Origin of the sequence: Caulobacter sp., assembly GCF_039596335.1 — a bacterium.
GTDB lineage: Bacteria > Pseudomonadota > Alphaproteobacteria > Caulobacterales > Caulobacteraceae > Caulobacter.
Genome location: NZ_JBCNJZ010000009.1, coordinates 246,119 through 267,471 on the forward strand (window position 1 = coordinate 246,119; position 21,353 = coordinate 267,471).

General features: G+C 65.5%; 22 protein-coding genes. 14 read left to right on the forward strand and 8 right to left on the reverse strand.

Going from position 1 to position 21,353, the window contains the following annotated elements; genetic code table 11:
* The first annotated feature begins 37 nt into the window (after positions 1–37).
* Positions 38–1,231, forward strand: coding sequence for an integrase arm-type DNA-binding domain-containing protein (locus ABDW31_RS20005; protein ID WP_343699447.1), 1,194 nt, complete (start codon positions 38–40; stop codon positions 1,229–1,231).
* A 139-nt stretch (positions 1,232–1,370) separates the two neighbouring features.
* Here ABDW31_RS20005 and ABDW31_RS20010 read toward each other — a convergent pair whose 3' ends face one another.
* Positions 1,371–1,580, reverse strand: a complete 210-nt coding sequence (locus tag ABDW31_RS20010; RefSeq protein WP_343699448.1) for an AlpA family phage regulatory protein — start codon at positions 1,578–1,580, stop codon at positions 1,371–1,373.
* Between the two features lie 878 nt (positions 1,581–2,458).
* Here ABDW31_RS20010 and ABDW31_RS20015 point away from each other — a divergent pair.
* Positions 2,459–2,785: a DUF736 family protein gene (locus ABDW31_RS20015; protein ID WP_343699449.1), complete on the forward strand. Its 327-nt coding sequence runs from the start codon at positions 2,459–2,461 to the stop codon at positions 2,783–2,785.
* Here the strand turns inward: ABDW31_RS20015 and ABDW31_RS20020 are convergent.
* Complete coding sequence (locus tag ABDW31_RS20020) at positions 2,782–3,015, reverse strand: hypothetical protein (protein WP_343699450.1); 234 nt, start codon at positions 3,013–3,015, stop codon at positions 2,782–2,784. The two genes, ABDW31_RS20015 and ABDW31_RS20020, sit on opposite strands and share 4 nt — an antisense overlap.
* Complete coding sequence (locus ABDW31_RS20025) at positions 3,015–3,353, reverse strand: hypothetical protein (protein ID WP_343699451.1); 339 nt, start codon at positions 3,351–3,353, stop codon at positions 3,015–3,017. The genes ABDW31_RS20020 and ABDW31_RS20025 overlap by 1 nt, the downstream gene beginning before the upstream one ends.
* A 357-nt stretch (positions 3,354–3,710) precedes the next feature.
* On the opposite strand from ABDW31_RS20025, the gene ABDW31_RS20030 reads away from it, so the two are divergent.
* Positions 3,711–4,064 (forward strand): DUF736 domain-containing protein, encoded by a 354-nt coding sequence (locus ABDW31_RS20030; protein ID WP_343699452.1) that lies wholly within the window; start codon positions 3,711–3,713, stop codon positions 4,062–4,064.
* A 12-nt stretch (positions 4,065–4,076) separates the two neighbouring features.
* On the opposite strand, the gene ABDW31_RS20035 is transcribed toward ABDW31_RS20030, so the two are convergent.
* Complete coding sequence (locus ABDW31_RS20035; protein ID WP_343699453.1) at positions 4,077–4,583, reverse strand: helix-turn-helix transcriptional regulator; 507 nt, start codon at positions 4,581–4,583, stop codon at positions 4,077–4,079.
* A gap of 335 nt (positions 4,584–4,918) precedes the next feature.
* Here ABDW31_RS20035 and ABDW31_RS20040 point away from each other — a divergent pair, with 335 nt between their 5' ends.
* The 3 genes from ABDW31_RS20040 (at position 4,919) to ABDW31_RS20050 (ending at position 8,432) form a co-directional block, all read left to right on the forward strand.
* Positions 4,919–5,485 (forward strand): GntR family transcriptional regulator, encoded by a 567-nt coding sequence (locus tag ABDW31_RS20040; protein ID WP_343699454.1) that lies wholly within the window; start codon positions 4,919–4,921, stop codon positions 5,483–5,485.
* A gap of 498 nt (positions 5,486–5,983) precedes the next feature.
* Positions 5,984–6,640: a lasso peptide biosynthesis B2 protein gene (locus ABDW31_RS20045; RefSeq protein ID WP_343699455.1), complete on the forward strand. Its 657-nt coding sequence runs from the start codon at positions 5,984–5,986 to the stop codon at positions 6,638–6,640.
* A 1-nt stretch (position 6,641) separates the two neighbouring features.
* On the forward strand, positions 6,642–8,432 hold the full coding sequence (locus ABDW31_RS20050) for an asparagine synthase-related protein (protein ID WP_343699456.1): 1,791 nt from the start codon (positions 6,642–6,644) through the stop codon (positions 8,430–8,432).
* Here ABDW31_RS20050 and ABDW31_RS20055 read toward each other — a convergent pair.
* From ABDW31_RS20055 to ABDW31_RS20070, 4 genes are all read right to left on the reverse strand, one after another.
* A complete protein-coding gene (locus ABDW31_RS20055) occupies positions 8,419–10,809 on the reverse strand; it encodes a prolyl oligopeptidase family serine peptidase (RefSeq protein WP_343699457.1) in 2,391 nt (796 codons plus the stop codon). The two genes, ABDW31_RS20050 and ABDW31_RS20055, sit on opposite strands and share 14 nt — an antisense overlap.
* A 47-nt stretch (positions 10,810–10,856) precedes the next feature.
* On the reverse strand, positions 10,857–13,886 hold the full coding sequence (locus ABDW31_RS20060; RefSeq protein ID WP_343699458.1) for a TonB-dependent receptor: 3,030 nt from the start codon (positions 13,884–13,886) through the stop codon (positions 10,857–10,859).
* Positions 13,887–14,007: 121 nt separating this feature from the next.
* Positions 14,008–15,015, reverse strand: a complete 1,008-nt coding sequence (locus ABDW31_RS20065; RefSeq protein WP_343699459.1) for a FecR family protein — start codon at positions 15,013–15,015, stop codon at positions 14,008–14,010.
* Positions 15,015–15,527, reverse strand: coding sequence for an RNA polymerase sigma factor (locus ABDW31_RS20070; RefSeq protein ID WP_343699460.1), 513 nt, complete (start codon positions 15,525–15,527; stop codon positions 15,015–15,017). The genes ABDW31_RS20065 and ABDW31_RS20070 overlap by 1 nt, the downstream gene beginning before the upstream one ends.
* Positions 15,528–15,670: 143 nt before the next feature.
* On the opposite strand from ABDW31_RS20070, the gene ABDW31_RS20075 reads away from it, so the two are divergent.
* From ABDW31_RS20075 to ABDW31_RS20110, 8 genes are all read left to right on the forward strand, one after another.
* Positions 15,671–16,012 carry a helix-turn-helix transcriptional regulator gene (locus ABDW31_RS20075; RefSeq protein ID WP_343699461.1) on the forward strand — a complete coding sequence of 114 codons (342 nt, stop codon included), beginning with the start codon at positions 15,671–15,673 and terminating at the stop codon, positions 16,010–16,012.
* Positions 16,013–16,175: 163 nt separating this feature from the next.
* Entirely contained in the window at positions 16,176–16,517 is a 342-nt protein-coding gene (locus tag ABDW31_RS20080) for a helix-turn-helix transcriptional regulator (RefSeq protein WP_343699462.1), read from the forward strand.
* 565 nt (positions 16,518–17,082) lie between these two features.
* A complete protein-coding gene (locus ABDW31_RS20085) occupies positions 17,083–17,406 on the forward strand; it encodes a DUF2285 domain-containing protein (protein WP_343699463.1) in 324 nt (107 codons plus the stop codon).
* 121 nt (positions 17,407–17,527) lie between these two features.
* A complete protein-coding gene (locus tag ABDW31_RS20090; protein ID WP_343699464.1) occupies positions 17,528–17,815 on the forward strand; it encodes a DNA-binding protein in 288 nt (95 codons plus the stop codon).
* Complete coding sequence (locus tag ABDW31_RS20095; RefSeq protein ID WP_343699465.1) at positions 17,805–18,287, forward strand: DUF2840 domain-containing protein; 483 nt, start codon at positions 17,805–17,807, stop codon at positions 18,285–18,287. The genes ABDW31_RS20090 and ABDW31_RS20095 overlap by 11 nt, the downstream gene beginning before the upstream one ends.
* Positions 18,284–18,802: a S26 family signal peptidase gene (locus ABDW31_RS20100; RefSeq protein WP_343699466.1), complete on the forward strand. Its 519-nt coding sequence runs from the start codon at positions 18,284–18,286 to the stop codon at positions 18,800–18,802. The genes ABDW31_RS20095 and ABDW31_RS20100 overlap by 4 nt, the downstream gene beginning before the upstream one ends.
* Positions 18,799–19,572: a lytic transglycosylase domain-containing protein gene (locus tag ABDW31_RS20105; RefSeq protein ID WP_343699467.1), complete on the forward strand. Its 774-nt coding sequence runs from the start codon at positions 18,799–18,801 to the stop codon at positions 19,570–19,572. Before ABDW31_RS20100 ends, ABDW31_RS20105 begins: the two co-directional genes overlap by 4 nt.
* A gap of 199 nt (positions 19,573–19,771) precedes the next feature.
* Complete coding sequence (locus ABDW31_RS20110; RefSeq protein ID WP_343699468.1) at positions 19,772–20,818, forward strand: IS110 family transposase; 1,047 nt, start codon at positions 19,772–19,774, stop codon at positions 20,816–20,818.
* Positions 20,819–21,353 lie beyond the last annotated feature (535 nt).

The window sequence follows — 21,353 nt, forward strand, 5'->3', positions numbered from 1 at the left end:
GCCAAAGATGGGGCCCGGTTGGTTGGCGGAGGCGGCTATGAGCGGGCGTTCCCTGTACAGGCTGACAGCAACCCAGGCAGCCAAGCTCACCAAGCCTGGACGACATTCTGACGGCGGTGGCCTCTACCTCTCCATCGACGCTCACGGCCGCAAGCGTTGGGTTTTCATGTACACCCGCTTGGGTAAGCGCGTTGAGCTTGGGCTTGGTGGGCGGCGCGATCTGAGTTTGGCCGACGCCCGCAAGGAGGCCGCGACCCTGCGGGCGATGCTCGCGGTTGGCGGCAATCCCAAGGTCGAGCGGGCGAGGGATGATACGGTCCAGACCTTCGGAGCCTGCGCTGACGCGTATGTCGAAGCCATGCAGCCTTCGTGGCGAAACGCCAAGCACGCTGCCCAATGGAAGATGACCCTGACCAAGTACGCCGCGCCCATCCGCGAGCGGGCCGTCAAAGATATCACCACCCAGGACGTCCTGGATGTCCTGCAGCCGCTATGGAACCGGACGCCTGAAACGGCTGAGCGCTTGCGCGGCCGGATCGAGAACGTCTTGGATGCCGCTAGGGTCAAGGGGCTGCGGAGCGGAGAAAATCCCGCGCGCTGGCGTGGCCATCTGAACCGACTTCTGCCCAAGCGGCAGCGGTTGACCCGCGGACGCCATGCGGCGCTTTCCTACGACGCCGCGCCCGAGTTTATGGCCAGCCTGCGCCTACGCAGCGCCATGGCGGCGCGCGCGCTGGAATTCCTGATTTTGACGGGGGCTCGCTCCGGGGAGGTTTTGGGCGCGACCTGGGATGAAATCGACCTTCGCAAGGAGATTTGGACCATCCCCGCCAAACGCATGAAGGCGGGGCGCGAGCACCGTGTCCCCCTCTGCGGACGTGCGATGCAGATCATCGCAGAGCGGTCCGAAGCGGGCGGCGTGGGCTATATTTTCCCCAGGACGTCGGCAGACTTGCCTCTATCCTCGATGGCTATGGCGATGCTTCTGCGGCGCATGAAACAGGGCGTCACGGTGCACGGATTCCGGTCCACGTTCCGCGACTGGAGCTCTGAACGCACGGGCTTCTCGCACGAGGTCTGCGAGATGGCTCTGGCTCATACCATCGCCAATAAAACGGAGGCCGCATACAGGCGCGGCGACTTGTTCGAGAAGCGGCGCAAGCTCATGGAGGCTTGGTCTGGATATTGCGCCGGCGGCATGAAGCAGAGCCAATCGCCGCGTCCGGCCTGATGATGTCTCTGGAGAAAGCGCGCCCTTTCTGCGGGAGGGCGCGTCAGCTGCCCGTTCGCTAGACGTGCGCCGTCCTCTGGAGCCGCCCTCTGGCGCCGTCTTCAGGCGCTGGCCTCTGGCATCGGCCTTGTCGTTTGCGTCAGGTGGGCTCATCGGCCCTGGCGCCGTAACCGGCCGGATCCGCAATCCACCGATTGATCGCGGACTCGCGCCATCCGGCCGCATGAACGCTAATGGGGATTTGCCGCGGGAACGTGCCCTGGCCCATTTTCCGGTAGAGGGTCGAGCGACTTAGGCCTGTGCGCGCGAGCACAGTCTTGAGGCGCACGATGCGGTCGAGTTCGGCCATCGGGACGATTTCCATTCTCGAGGATCAGACGGTATTCGACCGGCGAGAGTTGGCGTCACCGCGGCAAACAGCAAGACCACACCCGGCTCAATCGCACTTTGTGAAACAAAGACAAACGAAGGGCGCCAACGAACGGCGCTGGCTTCCCCTGTAGTGCGCTTGGCGCCGACCAGGCCGTAATCCTTGAGCCCGCTCAGTGCGGCCACATGGGATTTGCCCAAACGAGTATTTCGCCTTCGCGCCGTGTGGCGCGAGGGCGCCAGACCGACCTTCGCCTTCCAAGGTCCAGGTCACGGCGAAGGCGTCTTCGCCGTCCTAGTCGGCGGGTCTGAGGGCTAGCGTGTAAGGCGCTTGAGCCGACGCCGATGTCGCAGAAGGTCAGGCTCACAGATCCATTGCTGCTGAACGGACCGCGCTTGAGCCAGCCCACGCCGGTCCTGGTCGCCCGTCACCCTGCGGTGGCCGAAGGCGCTGGCGACCGGCTCTGCGCTGACCAGGACGCCGTCGAACCCGTGGCTCAAGGCACAGGGCCAGGTCGGCGCGGCAGAAGCCGGCGGCTTGCGCGTTGCGGATGACGTGCTGCGGTATCCACGGCGGCAGCCTTTGGCCTGCCCCGACTAGGATCGACCTCCGAGTTGGACGTGACCCTATGGGACGGTCAGGCCGGCGCGAACCGTCGTTCCACGCGGCTTTTTCCCCGCCGCCGTCCCTGGCGGTCCAGCGTCTCCTCGCGGGCGCTTTGCGCTCAAAAACCCTCTGGCTCGCCAGTCCTCCGCTCCGCTGCGGCCCTTCGGGTCTGCCGGCCTTTTGCCCGCCCCATCACGCGGGTCCACGCTCGGGGATCGGCCCTGGGCGGAACAGGAAAAAGGCAGAACACCATGAGCAACCTGGGCATCGTCATCCGCAACCCGCAAACCGGCGCCTTCAAGGGTGTCTACAAGACCCTTCGCCTCGACGCCGAGATCGACATCATCCCGATCCGCGATAAGCCGGCCGCCAGCTTTCCCGATTACCGCATCATGTCGTCGGGCGTGGAATTGGGCGCGGGCTGGCTCAATCGCGGCCAGTTCAGCGGCAATGAGTATGTGAGCCTGACCTTCTCCCACCCCGACATCGGCCCGAGGGCGATTAAGTGCCAGCTGGGCAAAGCCGCCCATCAGGACGACGAAGACGTCTTCGCCATGATTTGGAATCCGGAAAGCTAGGCGGTCTTGTCCGCCCTCGCGCCGCGCGGCGCGGGGGCGAGATCCGCGCTTGGGGAAACCGCATGGCCAAGACCGCCGGTTTCAGGCGCCGACGTCAGGCACGCCGGGGCGACCTGGACGCCGGCTCTGGTCATTGCCGCCAGCACGCCCGGCACGGCCATAAACCGCGCGCCGGGCGCGAAGAGCGTCATCGGCTTGTCGGCGCGGCCCGTCTGGAGCGACGCGCGCATCAGGCCGCCTGGCTTTCGAGCTCGCCAACCGCGCCTTCGCGCCCGGCGTCCAGGAAGTCGAACCGAACCGGCGGCGCCTCGAGGCGCGCGCCGTCCGGGACCAGCGGCGCCCGCGCGCCAGCCAGATGCACCAGCACCTCGTTCATGCCGCGCGTGACCGCGTGCGACCACGCATCATGGGTCGGCAGCGCCGCCCGGCTGATGTCAGCGGTCTCTTCGAGGCAAAAGAGCGTCCGTCCACCGTCCGGGTCGCGTCGCGAAAACGCAAACCGCCCCGCGCCCCGCGCGAAGCGTCCGTCATGATGGTGTAGGCTGATGAACCACAGCCCGTCGATCATCACCGTCGCGCCCATAGCCATGGATCAGCCCCCATTTCCCCTTCCGCGAAGGTAGGGAGATTTTCCGATTCTTTGCCAGAGCCTGTCTTTGATGCGCGTCGTTTCCGGGCCGATTGAGTGGCCAAAGCCATTGCGCAACAAGGGTTTGCGCGGTCTGGACGGACGCCTCCAAACGCCCGCCGGGCGTCCTGTTTCAGGTCCGCGAAGCCTGGTCCCGTCACCGCATCCCCACCGGCGGCGAGACCTCGGCGGCCTGGCCCTAAGCGCGATGTCCCCCCCAATCGCCCGGTCAGGCCGCCACCTGGCGCGACCTTCGGGCGCCAAGCGCGTGGGGCGGCGGCGCAAGGAGATCCCAAGATGTCGGTTATTGGTCAGTTCCGTCGTGACGGCGACGGGTTCGTCGGTCGTGTGGAGACCCTGTCGCTCGAAGCGGTCATTCGGCTGGCGCCATCTGGCCGCCACAGCGCGAAGGGACCGCCACTGCTGGCCTTCAAGGGCGACTTCGAAATCGGGGCCGCCTGGCGAGCGGACGCCGCCAGCGGCGCGCTTTACAACGTCAAGCTCGATGATCCGTCCTGGCCCCAGCCGATCAATGCTCGGCTGATGGCGGCCGAGGACGACGTCTTGCCGCTGACCTGGATCCGTCGCATCGAGGAGCGGTCGCCCGACAAATCGGTCGACAGACCCTCCGGTCCGCCCGGCGCGGACTAGCGCCGGCGCGCGTTACGGCTGACTGTCGCCGTCGCCACCACCAGCCGGGTCTTCGTAGCTCTGCTGAATGGCGCGCGCCATATAGTCCTCGGAGTTGGCTGCCCGGCGCTCGAAGAATTTTTTGATTTCTTCGGAGATGTGCCGAAACCCGGCGATCAAAAGTCCGTCGGGTACGCGCGCCAAGCGGTCGCCGTACTCCCCGTGGAGATCGCGCGTCAGGATGTAAAAGGCCGTAGCCATCTTGTTGTCCATGAGGAGCAGCGGAAATTCGGGCCAATTGTATTGCACGCCGAGATGAATGGCCGACGCGTCGCTGCGCGTGGCCTTCGCAAACAGCCTGATCTTATTGAAGTCGTACTCTCGCGCGCCCTTCTCGAAGTCATGATAGGTGCGCTTGGACACCCCCATCGCCGCGGCGACTTGGTCCTTCGTAAGATGCCGCTCCTCACGCACCGATTTGAGTATCTGATGGAGCAGTCGGCGCTGACGCCCGAGGGCCGTCTTGGGTGTGGCGGCCATAGGAACTCCGACACTTAATCAACCTTGGAGATAGTTGCAGCGCAAGCGTCAGGGGACAACCATTTTGCGAGTTTCTGGATGGTCTGCGACCGGAACGTTTTCCCATTGAGCGGCGCAGTGACCCATGTCGCCGGCAAGCTCGGCTTTCATTGCACTACGGCCTGCAACCAAAAGCCCCCCGAGCGGCAAGGGTTTGCTTTGCGGGGTAGGCGACGTTGCCAACGACGCAATGTGTCCACAGGCGATTGGCGTCCCCCACTCCAGACCGTCCCTCCACGTTAGACGCGCCGCTCGGCTAGGCGGAAAAATTGGTTTTCGACGTGGAGACCAGAGACTTGGGCCGAGATCGTGATCCCTTCGAACGATCCCTCATCGCGCTTCGTCGGCTAGTGACGGCTCCTGACGCCGTTAAGGGGTTGTCGCTGCCCGTACTGCCGCTTGCCGCACAGCTTGGAGTCAGCTCCACGCCCGTCCGCGAAGCCTTGGCGCACCTGGCAGGCGAGGGCTTGATTACGCGCTCGTCCGGAGGTTATCGAACCCACGCCTACGATCGCGAAAGTCTGTCTGCACTCTACGGATTGGCCTCCCTTCTCATCGAGGCCGCGCTCGGCGATCTAAGCCCGACCGAAACCGGATCGCAGGAGGCTTCGCCCGTCGAGCTGACGCAGTTACCCTCGCGTATAAGCAACCTGGCCTTGGGGGCGGCGGCCGGCAGGGTCCTTGGTCAGCTTGCACCTTTCGCACTGGCCGAGACCCAGGTCTTGGGCGAGGACGACGGCAAGCCGCTCTACCAAGCCTTGCGATCAGAAGAAACGGCTCGGCCAACCATCATTGTGCGTGCGCACTACCGCCGTCGCGCTCGCCGGTCTGGCGAAATTCTCGCCGCAGCAATGGGTCTTTAACGAGCACAATTCGGCTCAATCATCGGTCGTAAATATAGAATTGAATATACAACACGCGAGTCGTCTCCTTGAGCCGTCGCACACAGCGACGAACACCAGCCAAGGAGGTCGTCATGACCCGCTTCAAGACCCGGCTGATCCGCTTCGGTTCGGCCAAGGCCCTCACCCTCGCGTCCGAAGGGCTCAAGCAGCCCGAGGCCGAGGACCCCTCGATCCGTTACGATCCGTAACGAGCCGTCCCTGTCGGCGCCGGCAGCGGCGCCGACGTCTTCCCCGTAGCCGCCGTCATGGTCGCATCGCGGACAGACGGCCCTATCCCAGGACATCGCAAATGACGGTTCGCCTGCTTCGCTTCGGCTCAGCCAAGAGCCTCACCCTGGCTTCGGACGTCGGCGACACGCCCGAAGCGATGGACGTCACCCAGCGCTATTTCGTGGGCTGACGATCGTGCCGTCGGCGGCGCTCGCGTCGCTGGCGGCTTGAGGAGCAACGCCGACCATGGGGCTTGTCCTTTCCGACCACGTCCATGCCGTCGCGATCGACGCCGACGTGGTCTTTCTCGATGTCCACGCCGACGTCTACTACTGCCTTGTCGGGGCCGGCGAGGTCATGGCGTTTTCCTCGGACGGGTCGCTGATCATGAACGATCCCCGCGCGGCCGATGCGCTGATCGAGGCTGGACTGTTGACCGTCGGCGACCCGCGCCGGACTTTGGCTCTGCCACCTCGCGCGACCCGAGGGCTCGTCTCTCGTGGCGTGGGCGTGACGCCGGCGCGCGTCGCGCGGGCCTGGCGCGCCAACCTGCGCGCCGCCGCAGCCGTCGAGGCGCTAAGCTTTGCCCAGCTCATCGACTTGGTCTCGCAAGACGCACCGAGCCTGAATGCGATGACCGCCGAGCGAATTGGCGCAAGCGCGTTGGAGCGAGAGGCGGCGCGCTTTGCGCGCCAGGCGGCCTGGCTGCCACGCGACGGGGTGTGCCTGATGCGCAGCCTGCAGCAGCTGTTCTATCTGCGGGCTTACGGCTTTCGGCCGAACTGGGTGTTTGGCGTACGCACCTGGCCTTTCCAGGCTCACTGCTGGCTGCAGGCGGGGACGACCGTGCTCGACGACACCGTCGAGCACGTCAGCGCCTATGCGCCGATCTTGGCCATTTGAAATGCGCGACTATCTGGTGATCGCGGCGGGCGACGAAGCGGCGAACGCGCGTCGGTTTGAGATTCGTGACCGGCTGATCGCGTCAAAGCGCTGGCGGGCGGTCGCCGAACGTCTGGGGATCTCGATCCTGATCGAGACCGCCGCCTCGCCCGGCTACCGGCATCTGCCGGGTGTCGCCGGCGGAGTGATCGGCGACCTCTACGACGCCGCCCAGGCCCGGCAAGGTGTCGGCGCCGATTTCCGTGTCCAGACGCTCGCAGGGCTGTCACCGCGTGACGCGGCTCTGGCGCTCTCGCGCGGCGCCTTTGGGCGGTATCTGGCGATCTTCACCGACGGGCCGAACGTCACCGTTTATCGCGATCCCATGGGTACGATCGAGGCCATGACTTGGCGGAGCCAGGGTCTGGGATTCATCGGCTCGAGGCTTCCGTGCGACCGCGCCCTTTGGCCGGCGGGATTGGCGATCGACTGGTCCGCAGTCAGCAAGATTTTGCGTCAGAAGAACCTCGCCAGCCATCTTTCCCCGCTTGTGGGTGTGACGTCGGTGACGTCGGGGGTGCTAACTCCGCTTTGGCGCGAAGAACCCAGCGAACGACTGTGGGCGCCGGGATGGTTTGCGCAGGGCAGCGACCGGCGCTGGCGCGATCCTGGCGCCTTGGCGCGTGTCGTCGACGGCGCGACCGCCGCCATGGCGCTGGGACGCGACCGGATCATCTGCGAGATCTCGGGCGGGCTGGATTCGGCGATCGTCGCCAGCGCCCTGGCGCGTTGCAAGGCGCCGATCGACTACGCGATCAATCACAGCTGGGCGCAGACCGAGGCCGACGAAAGCGCGTTCGCGCGCGCCGTCGCCCATGAAGTTGGCGCCCGCCTTGAGGTGGTCGACCGCGAGCTTTTGGTGCTCGACGCCGAAAAGCTTTCCTTGGCGGCGGGGGGACCCAGGCCCAACTACGTCGGCGGGGATCCCGATCACGACGCCGACCTTGCCGCGCGGCTGGCCGGCGACAGTCCCGGCGCGCTGTTTACCGGTCGCGGCGGCGATGCGGTTTTCTATCAGATGCCCGCCTCTGAGCTCGTCCTGGACTTGATCGGTCGCTCGGGTGGCGTGCGGCCAATCGGTGCGCTGTCGCGTCTTGCCTCGCGCCGTGCGATGACCGTCTGGCGGCTGCTGCGAGAGGCCAAGGCTAAGAGAAACGCCTCGCTTGCACCACCCGCGCCTTCGCCGTTGTTCAGCGCCGCCGTCGCGCAGGCTGCGGCCGAATGGCACCCTTGGCTCAGCGAACTTTCGGGCGTCAGCCCAGCCAAGCAGACCCAGCTGCGCGCGATCACCAACAGCCTGAGCGCCTTTGGAGAAAGTCAGCGCCACCGCGCCGGGGACATCCTGGATCCGCTTATGGCTCAGCCCGTGGTGGAGGTCTGCTTGTCGATCCCCGCGCCCTTGCTGGCGATTGGCGAGACCGACCGGCCCTTTGCGCGTCGCGCTTTCGCCGACAGGCTACCGGCGGCGATCCTCACACGGCAAGGCAAGGGTGACCTGTCGGTGTTCTTTGCGCGCAGCCTTGCGGCCAGTCTCGATTTCCTGCGGGATTATCTTGTCGAAGGCCGCCTGGCCGCTCACGGACTTCTCGACCGCGAGGCCTTGCTGGCCTGTCTCGACGCCGACCAGCTGATCTGGCGCGACTCCAGCCCGGACGTCTTCGTGATCCTGGCTCTGGAGTCGTGGGTTCGGCGGTGGGAGGCGCTGATCTCCAGTTCGACCGAGCCCACCGCGGCGCCCGCTACGGTGCGCTAAGTCCAGGACCGACGGTGTCGGCCAGGAATTTGAAGATCCGGTCGTGAAGGTCGCGGACGTTGCCTGGCGAGAGCGGGACGTGCGACTCACCACGATAGATCGCGAAGATCGCATCCTTGTTCTGGCGAAAGAGCGCCGCGAACAGGCCCTGCGGCTGGCTCAGATCGTTGTCGAGATCGCCGTAGATCATCAAGACGGGCGCGTTAATCTTGTCAGCTCGCAGGATCGGACTGTTTCGCATGTAGCGCTCGGGATCGGACCAGGGGGGCGCGCCCATCCGGGTCTGTCCCGTTTCGTGCCAGGAGACGGCGCTGCCGATGAGCAGACCGTATTCCGGCGCGGCGTACATGGCCGGGGGCTGGCGCCCGTAGGCGGAGATCAGATTGGTCGTCGCCGACGCGGCGATGACCGCCTTGAACCGGGAGCTCTGGGTCGCGGCCGCCACCACGGCGTAGCCGCCGTAGCTGTGGCCATAGAGCGCCAGTCGGTCTGTGTCGACCGCCGCCTGAAGGCCTGCCGCATCTACGGCCGCCAGGATCTGGTCGGCAAGACCGTCCATCGGTTCTTTGTCGGCGCGATAGGGCAGGGCCGGGACAAGAACAGCATAACCCTGCGCCACTAGCACCTGGCCGTTGGCGATCAGGGCGGAGGCCGGAGGCGTCTGGCCGCGCGGCGCGGTGTCGAGTGTCTGTCCGGGATAGGGGATGACGACCAGCGGCGCGCGGTTACCCGGCGCGGCGCCGGGTGGCATAAAGAGCCAGCTGGTCAGGCTCTCGCCATCGATCCCCTTATGATGGACGGCGATCGGCTTGGCGAACTCCACCGCGTCCAGCGACGCATTGATCGTCACGAGCACCCGGCGCGGGGTTTTCTTCGCCACGATCCCGACGCGCGTGGCGCCGTGATTGTCGCGGGCCACGTCGATCCGCGCTCTACGGGCGGACACGATGGCGGCAAGCTCCTGGTCCGTCTCCAGCGGCGCGAGGACCGCTCCGCCCAATGTGCGGAGGTCTCCGGACGGGCCGCCCCTCTCGATGGCCACCGCTTCCAGAGGCGGCGTCGCATAGACCCCTCTGTCGCCCAAGCCGACCGGGCGTGTAATGCGAGCCCGTGCTCCAGGCGGGAGCGGCGTCACGCCGGCCTGATCCACGCGCCAGAGACGGCCGCGAACTCTGACCAGCAGCATCGCGGGGCCGGCGGCGACGAGCTGGGCTTCGTCCGGAAGCGCGGCGGTCAGGTTCTCGGCGGCTCCCGGCGCCATCTTCCACCAGTCGGCGCGGCCGCCTTTGGTCAACCGGATCATCGGGTCTTCGCCCAACCAGGCGCCCCGTGCGAGCGCGCCCTTGAACTGGGTCGCGTCCATGGCCGGCGCGCCATGATCGGTGATCAGCTCTGTGACGCTCCCGTCCGAGGCGACCACCGTGAAGCCGCCCTGGTCCCAGGGTTTGGCTGGATCTCTGGTGAAGACGAGCAGGCGGCGCCCCGATGGCGACCAGCTCAGGAGCCTCACCATGACGTCGCGGCCGGGCAGGGGGTCTCGCCGCACGCCGCTCTGGGCGTCGACGAGGATGAGACTGCGACGACGCGGGACTTGGTCAGCCCTGGCGGGAGTAGCGGGCGTCGGTAAGAGGCCCTCGTCCATCAAGACCGCCACGGTGCGGCCATCGGGCGACGGGTCGAGATCGATGACCTGGCCTTCGACCAACGGCGTCTGGACGCCGTCCCGCAGGTCTATGCGCACCAGAGCTCCGGGAGCACTTCGTCCCTCCAAGCCAAGCCAGCGTCCGCTTCCAGCCACCGAAACCGCGGCCTTGCCTCGCGCGGCCGCCTCCCAAAGCGGCGGCAGGCGCGATTGGACCAGCCAGCCCCAGCTGAACAGACCATCGAGCGCCTCCGCCGGTCGCGTGGCGACTATGAGCGTATCGTCGCCATGCCACACCAGCGTCCGGCCTAGCCCCGGCAGTCGCGGCGTGACCGCAAACCATCGCACGGCGCCGGAGGCGAGATCCACCACGCCGAGCCCGACGTCGTGACCAACGACACGGTAGACAGCCAGGCGCTTGCCACCCGGCGATAAGGCGGCGGGGACGTATCCGGCGCCCGCCTGGTTCAGGTCGACCGGCCTTTTGTCGCCTGTCGCCAGATCGAACAGATCGATCCGGCTCAGGCCCAAGGCGGTGGCCGCGTCCATGTCGTAGCGCGGCGCGGTGTCCCACGGCGCGAACCGTTGGACGACGAGCCACTTCTGGGTCGGATCGACCTGCACGGAGCCTAAGGCCTCTTGAGCCAGGAGGTCCGACACGGTGAAAGGTTTGGCAGCCGAGGTGTCAAAGGCGAGCAGCACGCAGCCGGCCGCCAGCGCCGCAATGCGTCGCATGTTGGTCTTCCTTCGAGTGGGATTGGGTGGGCGGGCGGCTAGGCCGACTACCAGGCCTTGGTCAGCTGAAGCGACACGGTCCGGCCGATCGGGTCGGCGTTAGCCGGGTCGTAGCCGATCGCGAGCGGGTTGTCGTAGAACGGCGGATCGCGATCGAAGACGTTCTGGACCGTCAGGGACCAGTTGATGCCCGCGCGGCCAAAGAGGCCGACCTTGGGCGAGACCCTCAATTGCAGGTCAGCGGTCGTCCACGATGAAACGCGGCGACCCGTCTCGGCGTCGCTGTCGCCGACATAGTTGAGGCCCGCGGTCACGCCAAGCGCCCCATGCGTCCAGGTCGCCGAGGCCCGAGCTCGGAGGTCAGCCGGATAGGTCGCATGCCCGGAGAGTTCGACCTTGGTCGAAGCCGGCGTGACCTTTCGCTTGTAGTTCATCAGCCATGACAGAGAGGCGTCGAGCTGGAGGGGATCGCCAGCCAGGCTCGTGGCATACGATCCTTGCAGATCCAGGCCGCGCACCATGAGGCTGCCGGTATTGATCTGGCGCGCTTCGATCACCGCGCGGTACGTGTTGATGTCGTAGACACCGGTGTTGGACGCGTGACTGTCGCTGACGAGCTTCTGAAGAAGGGCGAGGTCCGAGGGGCTGGTCGTGGGGTTCACGAACGTCACGAATGGCGCCAGTTCCGCCGACGTCAGCGCCAGGGTGATATTGTCCAGCGCCGGCGAGCCGATGCGGTTCTTGAAGCGGGTCTCGTAAAACGTTCCGGAAAGCTTCAGTCCGGCGAGCGCCTTGGGCTTGAAATCCAGTGTCGCCGCCCACGAGGTGGCGGTCTCTGGTTTCAGATCCGGATTGCCGCCGCTGTAGAACAGGACTGGGACAGAGCCGCCGTTGTAGGTCAGCAGGGTGGGGGAAATTGTGTACGGCGCGGCCACCTCGATCAGCGAGGGGCCTCGGAACGACGTCCCCCAGCTGAGCTTGGCGGTCAGTTCGCTGGTCCAGGCCCAGATCACCCCGATCTTCGGGTTTTGCGTCGACCCGGCGTCATCGTAGTGCTCGTACCGGCCGGCGATCGACACCTCGAGACGTTCGACTCCAGGTCGTGCGTTGACGGCCGACACCAGAGGCAGGTTCAGTTCGGCGTAGGCGCTGGTGACGACCCGTTTGTACTGACGGCGGGCGCGCGCGGTCGCCGCATAGCCGCTGGTCCAGGTCCAGCCGCTCGACCGCAAGGCTTCCCGCCGCGCCTGGGCGCCGACGGCCAGCCGCACAGGACCACCAGGTAGATCGAATAGCGGGCCGTCGAGCGCGATATTAGCCGAACGCGTCTCGCCACGAATTTTCGAGACGTCGCGGCCCGACAGCGCGAAGTCCAGCACCGCCTTGGGGTTTGAGCCAGTCCCGATGAAGGGATTGAAGTAGCCATCGCGCCCCGCGCTGAAAGCGGTCAGCGGGCTGTCGGCCGCCAGACCCGCCGCCTCATTCAGGAAAGTGGAATTGAGCTGGTTGCTCTGGGAGCTGAATGTCAGCTCTTGCGCGTAGGCGACGTACAGGTTGGCCGCCCAGCCGGCGGGAAGCCGGACGTCGGCTCCCAAGCTCGTGGCCATGCTTTCGGTTCGCCCATTCGTCACGACGCCGCCCGCCTCGTTCATGAACGAGTAGGCGATGCGCTCGGACGCTTGGCCAGTAGGCGAGACGTAGAACGGATTGGCCTTTGTCACCGTCAGGTTGGTGAGCGCAGCTGTGGCCCTGCTTGCGAAGGCTCGGCGCCCCAGACGCGCATCAGCCGATAGCGTAACCGCGTCGCCCATCTCCTGACTGATGGCGGCGAGCAAGCTGTGGCGCGATTGCTTGGGGAGCACCCAGAACGCCGCGCGCTGATTTTCCAGGTTCACCGTGCCGGCCACGAAGTCAGTTGGCTTGAGGCCAACGCCGCTCTGGCCGACCGGAATGGCGTAGGTGGGAACATAGCTACCGGCAGCATTCAGCCGCAGAATGTTGCCCGGTTGGCTGTAGGTATTGCGGCGCCGATCCGTGCCGCCGAGCGGCCGCAAGTCGGCGTAGCCGACGTAGGGACGATCGAGCGCGGCCAGTTCGCTGTGGTGGAAATATTCATAGGCGACCATGACATGGCCGCTATCCCAGCGTCGCCCAAGCGCCTGGCTGAACTGATAGCGGCTGTAGCCACCTTGTGTCGCCACGCCGCCGGACGCGCGGCTCTCGCCACCATCGAGGTCCTTTCGCAGCCGGATGTTGACGACGCCGCCAACGGCGTCCGATCCATAGAGAGCCGAGGCGCCATCGAGCAGCACCTCGACCCTGTCCAGCGCCGCCATCGGGATTGAGGACACGTCAGCGAAGTCACCTCTCGACCCGGCGCCCGCCATACGCCGTCCATCAACGAGGACGAGCGTGGCGTTCGCGCCCAGCCCGCGCAAATTGACGCCGACGCCGCGTCCAGTGTTGCCACCGATCGTGTCCGTTCCCGTCGACATGCTGTCTTCGCTGAAGTTGCCGCCGAAGGCCTGGGGCAAGTTGCTCAGCGCATCGGCGACAGTCGCGTAGCCTGCGCGGTCGATGTCGTCGTGGCCGATGACAACGACCGGCGAAGCAGTGTCCTTGACGCCCCGGATGTGCGAACCGACGACGATCTCCGCGACCATCGTCGGAACGTCCATCGCAGGCGCGACTTGCAATACTAGATCTGAACCCTGCAGCTCCTGGCTGGGATCGGCGGTGGGCGCGGTGCTGACCGGCGTGCGCAGCGGGTGCAGCACCATTACACCGGGGCGGACTTGCTCGACGGTCAAACCGCTGCCGAGCAACAGCCTGTCTAGAGCTTGGCGAGGCGTATACCGGCCTTGGAGCGCGGGCGCCTGCAAGTTGGACACCGTGGCGATGTCGAACAGGATTTTGATGTTGCTCTGCGTCGCCACGGTGAGCAGTGACGTCTTCATCGGACCGGCGGGTAACGCGAAGCTGACGGTTGCTTCCTGCGCTCGGACGATCGCCGGCGCGGCCATCGTCAAAACACTCAGCGAAGCAGTGCTCAGCAAACAAAGCGACTTAAGCGTCATCTCACTCACTCTCCCCCGTCACCGGCGGCGCGATCGAGTGATGCGCAGAGACCGCTGGTGAAGCGCGGGTGAGACGTCCGAGGAGAGGCCCTGGGACATCGCCTCGTGAAATAATTATGACTTAAGTGGACTCGGCCTTGGGTTGCAACTCCACGTCGCCATTCGTTCTCGCGACGTGTCGCAGATGATAGACTGACGAGACGGCGGCGATGAAATCGTCGTTGTCGCCAGCCGGGAAGATGCCAGAAACGAGCCGGGTTGCATCGACGCCAGCGCCGAGGATGATCTTGCGGCGGCTATACCGATTGAGCTCGGCGACCACTTCGCCCAGCGGCTGTTCCTGAAATGTCAGGTCGCCGGTGGTCCAGCTCGTGGCGGTCTTGGCGTCCACCGTCACTGGGCGGGCTTTCGCCTCCGCGCGCTCGGGAAGCGCCAGAGCTTGGCCGGGCTGCAGCTTCCAGGTCGAAGCCGGAGCGTCCCTGTCGGTGATCTCGACGCTACCTTGCGCCAGCGTCACGCGGACGGTTTCACCGACGCGCCGCACGTCGAAGCGGGTGCCCACTGCGCGTGTGCACGTGTCTCCAGCGACGACGATGAACGGTCGGGCGGCATTGTGGGCGACGTCGAAATAGGCCTGTCCACGCAGAAGATCGATCCGCCGCTGGCCGGCGCTATAGCGGACACGGATACGGCTGTCGGTGTTGAGTTGCACGCGCGAGCCGTCTTCCAGACGCGTGCTGAAGGTCTGTCCGACGCCAGTGGAATAGGTCGGCTGATGAAGTGTCAGCGCGATCGAGACGCCACCGATTACGACGGCGGCCAAGGCTACGCCGATGATCGGGCGGCCGCGTCGTCGTAGCCATGACGCTTTCGCCCGCGCCGAACTTCCACTCAGCGCCTGCTGCGCCACCGCCTCAATGTCTGGATCGTCATTCAACGCGCGCAGTGTTTGGGAGAGGTCCTCAAGGTGTTCGTAGGCCGCCTTGTTCGCCGGGTCCTTGCGTCGCCAGGCGGCGAACTGTTCCAGCTCTTCGGTTTCGATACGGACGTCGTCAGGATCGTTGAGACGCTCGAACCAGGCCGCCGCTTCGCGCGTCGCCGCTGACGTCTCGCCGTCAAGTTTGTCCATCACGCGCTCGCTTTGTCTCGTAGGGACTGCGTTATTGCCAGCGCCTGGCGAACCTGATCCTTCACCGTCCTGACCTTCATTCCTTTGAGCTGGGCGACATCGCGATAGCTCAAGCCCTTGACCTTCGTCAGGATCAAAACATCGCGCAACTGCTGCGGTAGGGCCAGCACGATCTGTTTGACGAGTACCAGATCCTCTTGGGTGGCCGGCGAAGAGCGCGGTTCCAGGGCAGCTGTATCGCTGGCGTGGGTGCGTTCGCGACGGCCCCTTCTGGCGCGGTCGATCGCTAGATTCTCGGCGACCTTTAAGAGAAACGCTTTGTAGTGGAGAATCTCGACGGCCTCTTCGTGAGCGGCGGCCTTGAGTAGTGCCTCCTGCGCCAGATCGTCGGCGAGCTCACCATACTTTGGCTTCAGCGTTTCGAGGAGCCACAAACCGTGCTGGCGCGCGAGCGCTTCCACGCGCGATTCTGCATCGATGAGTCTTTTCGCGGGAGGGGCAGTGCCTTGCATGGGGCAATCCACTTCTGATTGCCCACAAAATCCTACAACATAGGTATCTTTGAAAGAGCTCTTTTACAAAAGGGACGCTTTCGCGGCCTTTCGCCCGTGTTCGCCGTCGCCGAACATCCTTCGACGTCGAGGGACAGTAGCGCATGGCCACGTTGGCGAAGCAGTTTGGAGCGCTGGTTCGCCACCACCGGAAGCTCGCTAAGTTGAGCCAAGCTCAACTCGCGGAGAAGACTGACCGACAACCTTCTGCCATCAAGAACATTGAAGCGGGAAAATCAGCTCCTAGCTTTGATACACTGGCCCGGCTTGCGAAGGCTTTGGACGTCAGTGCCAGGGACTTCTTCGAATTGGGCGCTTTTGCAGCCGAGGACGGGCGGGACGACGCCTTGGTGGATATCATCGGAGTCTTATCGGGTCTTCCTCAGCGCGAACTCGCGTCAATGAAGGTGCTGATCGAAGCCGCTGTAGACTTTCGGCGAGTTTAGAGCGTCTAGCTGCCGGTTCGCGGTGGACAGCAAGGTTGCTCACAGGGATTTTGCGTACAGGGATCTTTATAGCGCCCGCTTTCAAAAAGGATCTTTCTGAAAGGCTGTCGCTCCTCGTTTACATCGCTGAAGACTCTGCCATTGGCGATAGTCGGGCGAGCTGATGGCGAGTTTGGAGGAGCAGTTCGGCTTTCTGGTTCGGCACCACCGCAAGAACGCCGACCTCACCCAAGCGCAGCTGGCTGAGCTGATCGATCGCCAGCCTGGTGCTGTTAAGAACATCGAGAATGGCAAGGCCGGACCGACATTCGAAACGATAGTTCGCCTGACGAAAGCTCTCCACGTTGAGGCGCGAGACTTCTTCGAAGTCGGGAATTTTTCGGCTCGGGAGGGGCGGCAAGACGCTCTGTTGGAAATCGTGAATGTCCTGTCGGTGCTTCCCGAAGCTGAACTCGTAGCAATGAGCGATGTGATCAAGTCAGCGATGGCTTTTCGTCGCGCTTGAGTCCGCAACGTTACAACTGCACATCGGAAACGTGCGACGCACGGCAAACTGAATCGTTGCCGGTCGATTAGTTTACCGCTGCGAAAACGAGTGTTCTCTGGCGCGTAGGCGTGTCTATCCGGCAGTTCTTTGCTGGCATGCCGCTATGGCAAGGCCGTCGGTTAATCTTGCACAAGTGCGGGCGTCGGTTGTGGGGACCGGCGGCGGTTGGCGCGCATTTCTGGGGCTGACGGTACCCTCTTTTTGCTGGGAATTCCTTCGTCGTAATCCAGACTATCGCGAGGACTTCGCGCATTCGGTGCGCAACGGACAGCGCGTCGATCCGCGTTGGGGGCTTTCGTCGCCGGCCGATCCTGAATTATCCGCGGACGAGGGAAGGGTGGTCTGGCGCGCCGACGTAGCGCCTGGACTTGTCGTTCCCATGGAGCGGGCGACTTTCGGCGCGCCACGCCGATCTCCTTTGTCCAGGCTCTCTCCTATCGTCGGCGAAGATGGCGCCCATCTGCGTCTAGCAAGCGGCTTGCAAGTGCAGTTGCGCGATAATGCCACACCATCAGAGCCCCTCGTGGTGGTGCTGTCGTACGACGCCGACTTTCGTCTCCGTGTGCGCGCCGTCGACGCACTGCGCCGCGCCGAAGCCATCGATGGGCCGCCGCGTTCCCGCCTATCGGCCGTACAACGGGAGCGCCTGGCCCGCGCACTGGGCGCCCTCGACGGTGCTCAGAACCGCCGTAGCTATCGCGATATCGCCGCACACCTCTTCGGCGATATCGGCGACGGCGCCGCGTTCAAGACCTCGTCCGTGCGGGACGTGACGATCCGGCTCGTCCGGCGCGGCCGGGCCCTGATGGCTGGCGGCTATCTCAAACTCCTCCGGGGCGGCTTCTAAAGGGTGGCGATTTCCGCCCAAGCCTGTCTTCGCCATCCTTCGATGTCGATCCTTTGGGCCAACTTTTCCCCGAACCGCCGCCCGTTGCTTGGGAGTTCCCGGCGGTTCTGAGGACCGCTGCATGTCGAGCTCAGACGAAGAGGGCGTGGATCGCCTGCTGTTGGCGCCTGAAGCCGCCAAGATTTTGCGCCTGACGGTCAGCACCCTGGCCAAACATCGCGTCTACGGAACGGGACCTCTGTATCGAAAAAACGGCGGCCGCGTCGTCTATGCGCTGAGCGACATTCAAGCTTGGTCTCGTCGCGGATTGCGCCGCTCGACCAGCGACCGGGACGCAGCGCCGCTTTCTCCCGCCAAAGCTCACGCGGCAATCGCGCCCGCCTATCGGGAGACGCCCGATGAGCGGTGAAACCTCAACCTCCGCGCTGACGCATGTCGATCTCCTCTTTCTCAAGGACCGCATAGAGCGCTGGATTAGGTTCGGAAGACCGGTTTCGGAGGTCGAGCGTGACCGCCGCCGCCGCATCGTGGCGTTCACGCCGGGCGCAGTCTTCTGTCTCGTCCGCTGGCGCGCGAACGAACACGGCACAGTCCAATCGCGCATCGCCGTCCTGCAGGCCTTCTCCCCGGGCGCGCCCTTCACCCTGTACCCGGAGGTCTCGCCGGGCGCGGAGATCCTGCTCAACATCGCCGGCTGGTCGAAGGTCCAAAGCGTCCTCGAAGCGATCGATGCCGTGGAGCGCGGCGGGTTCGCGCCGGAGAGCGTCGCGCCTGACTACTGGCGCCACGTCGGTTCGAGGATCGCGGTCGGGCTGCCGCCCCGCGGCTATGATCGAGCGCGCCACCGCGCATGGCAGGGGCGCCGGAGGATTTTCTCATGAGCGCCCGGCGCCGCAGCCATGTGCTGTTTTGCGGGCTAGTCGGGTGCCTCGCCATCTTCGCCGCGTCCGCCGACCGTCCGCCTCAAGTGCTGTTCAATGCGACCGCCAGCGCACCTGTGGGCTTTTACTGGGTCGCATCTGGACGCTACGCGGTCGGGGATCTCGTCGCCATTCATCCGCCGCCGACGTTGGCCGCCTGGATGGCCAGGCGACGCTATCTGCCCGTGAATGTTCCGCTGCTGAAGGTCGTCGCCGCCGCGCAGGGGCAGCGCGTCTGTGGCGCGAGCGATGGTCTCTATGTCGATGGGCAGTGGCTTGCACGCGCCAAGCGGCGCGACCGGTGGGGGCGACCGCTACCGATCTTCAGCGGCTGCAGAGCGATCGCGGCCCACGAGGTTCTCCTCGTCAACGCCGCAGCGCCTGACAGCCTTGATAGCCGGTATTTCGGACCGGTTTCGGCGCACGGCGTGATCGGGCGCCTGCACCCGATCTGGACCTGGGCGACAACACCGTGAGCGCCGTGTCCGTCCTTTCCCTGTTCGGTTGGTCTTTCGGTCCTTTCCCCGTCCCGGTCGAGACCACGTCGGCGGTCGAGCGCAGGCGCGGTCAAAGGCGGCCTTCAGGACGGCGCGATTCGCGCCTTGCCCTTGACGGCGGCGAGCACGGCCGCACCGTGACTGCGATCAAGACGATCGGAGAGACTTCACGCGCCTCGTGCGCGGCTGCTGCACTCTTCTCCCTGATCGTCGGGGCGTACACGGCGCTTCCGGCAAACGCGCAGCCGCTGCAGCAAGGCGATATGGTCGCCACTGCAGTGGATGAGGCGTCAGTCCGATTTGGGTTGCCGCCAGCCTGGATCCGTCTGGTTCTGCAGCAGGAAAGCGGCGGTGATACGCGGGCAGTCTCGCCGAAGGGCGCAATGGGCCTGATGCAGCTCATGCCGTCGACGTGGCGCGATCTGAACGCAGAATTGTCGCTGGGAACCGATCCTTTCGATCCAAGGGCCAACATCCTGGCCGGCGCTGCGTATCTGCGCCGAATGTACGACCGGTATGGATCACCGGGCTTCCTGGCCGCCTACAATGCTGGTCCCGCACGCTACGAACGATACCTCCTGGGCTCGGGCTCCTTGCCCGCCGAAACCCGAAACTATGTGGCCAAACTCGCGCCTCGCCTCAGCGTAGCTACGCGCGTCGAGCGACCACCGACCAGCTTGGATTGGCGCTCATCCAGCCTCTTCGTCGACGCGGGAAGCGAACTGCTCCCGAGGAGTGATAGGCCGTGAAGGCGCGGCATGCCGGTGGCGCTGGTCGGGTGAGGCAGAGGGCAGAGGAAGCCCGGAGGGCTCTCTGCCTGGTTCATCAGCTAAGGCCACGGTATTTGGCCCGCCACCGCCCGATGCAGCAGCGCTGCCGAAACCCCGACCTGGGCGCACACTGCCCGCCGCCGGCGCTGGGCCGGCGCGGAGCAGAAGGCGCGCGGTCATGGAGCATTTCGCGGGTTTGGACGTGGCGATCGACGAGACGGCGGTGTGCGTCGTTGATGCGACCGGGGAGGTGGTGATGCGCGCCAGCGTGGCCACCGATCCTGAAGCGATCGCGCAGATCCTGTCACCGTTCGCGGCCAGTTTGCGCCGGGTCGGGCATGAGGCCTGCTCGCTGTCGCCGTGGCTGCAGCCGGGCCTGAAGGCGCTGGGCCTGCCGGCGGTGTGCCTGGAGACCCGGCACGTCCGCGCGGCCCTGACGGCCCAGCGCAACAAGACCGACGCCACCGACGCGCTCGGCTTGGCGCACCTGATGCGCACCGGCTGGTTCAAGGCCGCCCACGTGAAGTCCGACGCCTGCTACCGCGTGCGGCAGGTCCTGACCCAGCGGCGGGCGCTCAAGCGCAAGTTCCTGGACCTGGAAAACACCATCCGCCACTCGCTCAAGAGCTTTGGCGTGCGGCTCAACAAGGTCGGACGCGGCGGCTTCGAGGCGGCGGTGCGCGAAGCCAGCGCCGAGGACCCGCTGACCGCCGAGCTGATGGGCGCCATGCTCGAAGCGCGCGCGACGTTGTGGCGGCAGTACCTCAAGCTCCATGCGATGGTGCTGCGCATCGTCGGCGCCGACGAGTTCTGTCGGCGGTTGATGGAGATCCCCGGCGTCGGCCCGGTGACGGCCCTGACCTTCGTCACGGCTATCGACGATCCGGCGCGCTTCCGGCGCTCGCGCGATGTCGGCGCCTACTTCGGCCTGACGTCCAGGCGCTGGCAATCCGGGACGTCGATCGACATTCAGGGGCGCATCAGCAAGGCCGGCGACGCGGACGTGCGGCGCAGTCTCTACGAGGCGGCCAGCGCCATGCTGACCCGCTTCAAGGGCCGCACCGCGCTGAAGGCCTGGGGCCAGAAGCTGGCCAAGCGCTGTCACAAGAAGGCCGTCGTGGCCGTCGCCCGCAAGCTGGCGGTGATCATGCACGCGATGTGGCGGGACGGGACGGCCTATGCCGACGCGCCGCTCTCGGCCGTGGCGGCGAGGGCGGCCTCATGACCATTCGAGCTTCGATCGGCGGCGCATTGAACGCGGCCTGATCGCACGGACTCCGCTGCGGCGGAGAAGGAAGGATGCATGACCAAGGACAGCGGGAAGCACGATATCTTGCCTGCGGACGGAGCGATCCGGCACCGCGCGCTAATGCCTGTGACGATGCCCCGCCAATCCGATCGCCAGGTGCGCCGCCTGGGCCCAGCAGCCGCTTCGACGGCTCTTCAACCGGCCCGGGATGAGCGCGGACTAATGCACGGCGCATCCCGACTTCCTCCCTCGACGGCGCATTCGAGCGATCCGAGAACTCGCAGGAACTTGTGGGAACAACGAACGTGCAGCAGGATGCTGCGCGAAATCTTCTGGAAGAGGATATGCCTGTGTCTGGAGCCGGGGCGAAGAAAATCAGCACCACGTAAGCGTCCGGCCGCTGCACGTCGGTCAGGTGTTGACGTGATTTCCGCTCTTCCAGGCCCAAGGCAGCAGCTCGTCGAGGCGGTTGATGGGGTGGCCATCGACCATGCGCTCCAGCACATCGCGC

Coding starts and splice junctions, on each gene's coding strand:
- ABDW31_RS20005 (WP_343699447.1), top strand. CDS start 38: ATGAGCGGGCGTTCCCTGTACAGGCTGACAGCAACCCAGGCAGCCAAG.
- ABDW31_RS20010 (WP_343699448.1), bottom strand. CDS start 1,580: ATGGCCGAACTCGACCGCATCGTGCGCCTCAAGACTGTGCTCGCGCGC.
- ABDW31_RS20015 (WP_343699449.1), top strand. CDS start 2,459: ATGAGCAACCTGGGCATCGTCATCCGCAACCCGCAAACCGGCGCCTTC.
- ABDW31_RS20020 (WP_343699450.1), bottom strand. CDS start 3,015: ATGCGCGCGTCGCTCCAGACGGGCCGCGCCGACAAGCCGATGACGCTC.
- ABDW31_RS20025 (WP_343699451.1), bottom strand. CDS start 3,353: ATGATCGACGGGCTGTGGTTCATCAGCCTACACCATCATGACGGACGC.
- ABDW31_RS20030 (WP_343699452.1), top strand. CDS start 3,711: ATGTCGGTTATTGGTCAGTTCCGTCGTGACGGCGACGGGTTCGTCGGT.
- ABDW31_RS20035 (WP_343699453.1), bottom strand. CDS start 4,583: ATGGCCGCCACACCCAAGACGGCCCTCGGGCGTCAGCGCCGACTGCTC.
- ABDW31_RS20045 (WP_343699455.1), top strand. CDS start 5,984: ATGGGGCTTGTCCTTTCCGACCACGTCCATGCCGTCGCGATCGACGCC.
- ABDW31_RS20050 (WP_343699456.1), top strand. CDS start 6,642: ATGCGCGACTATCTGGTGATCGCGGCGGGCGACGAAGCGGCGAACGCG.
- ABDW31_RS20055 (WP_343699457.1), bottom strand. CDS start 10,809: ATGCGACGCATTGCGGCGCTGGCGGCCGGCTGCGTGCTGCTCGCCTTT.
- ABDW31_RS20060 (WP_343699458.1), bottom strand. CDS start 13,886: ATGACGCTTAAGTCGCTTTGTTTGCTGAGCACTGCTTCGCTGAGTGTT.
- ABDW31_RS20065 (WP_343699459.1), bottom strand. CDS start 15,015: ATGGACAAACTTGACGGCGAGACGTCAGCGGCGACGCGCGAAGCGGCG.
- ABDW31_RS20070 (WP_343699460.1), bottom strand. CDS start 15,527: ATGCAAGGCACTGCCCCTCCCGCGAAAAGACTCATCGATGCAGAATCG.
- ABDW31_RS20075 (WP_343699461.1), top strand. CDS start 15,671: ATGGCCACGTTGGCGAAGCAGTTTGGAGCGCTGGTTCGCCACCACCGG.
- ABDW31_RS20080 (WP_343699462.1), top strand. CDS start 16,176: ATGGCGAGTTTGGAGGAGCAGTTCGGCTTTCTGGTTCGGCACCACCGC.
- ABDW31_RS20090 (WP_343699464.1), top strand. CDS start 17,528: ATGTCGAGCTCAGACGAAGAGGGCGTGGATCGCCTGCTGTTGGCGCCT.
- ABDW31_RS20095 (WP_343699465.1), top strand. CDS start 17,805: ATGAGCGGTGAAACCTCAACCTCCGCGCTGACGCATGTCGATCTCCTC.
- ABDW31_RS20100 (WP_343699466.1), top strand. CDS start 18,284: ATGAGCGCCCGGCGCCGCAGCCATGTGCTGTTTTGCGGGCTAGTCGGG.
- ABDW31_RS20110 (WP_343699468.1), top strand. CDS start 19,772: ATGGAGCATTTCGCGGGTTTGGACGTGGCGATCGACGAGACGGCGGTG.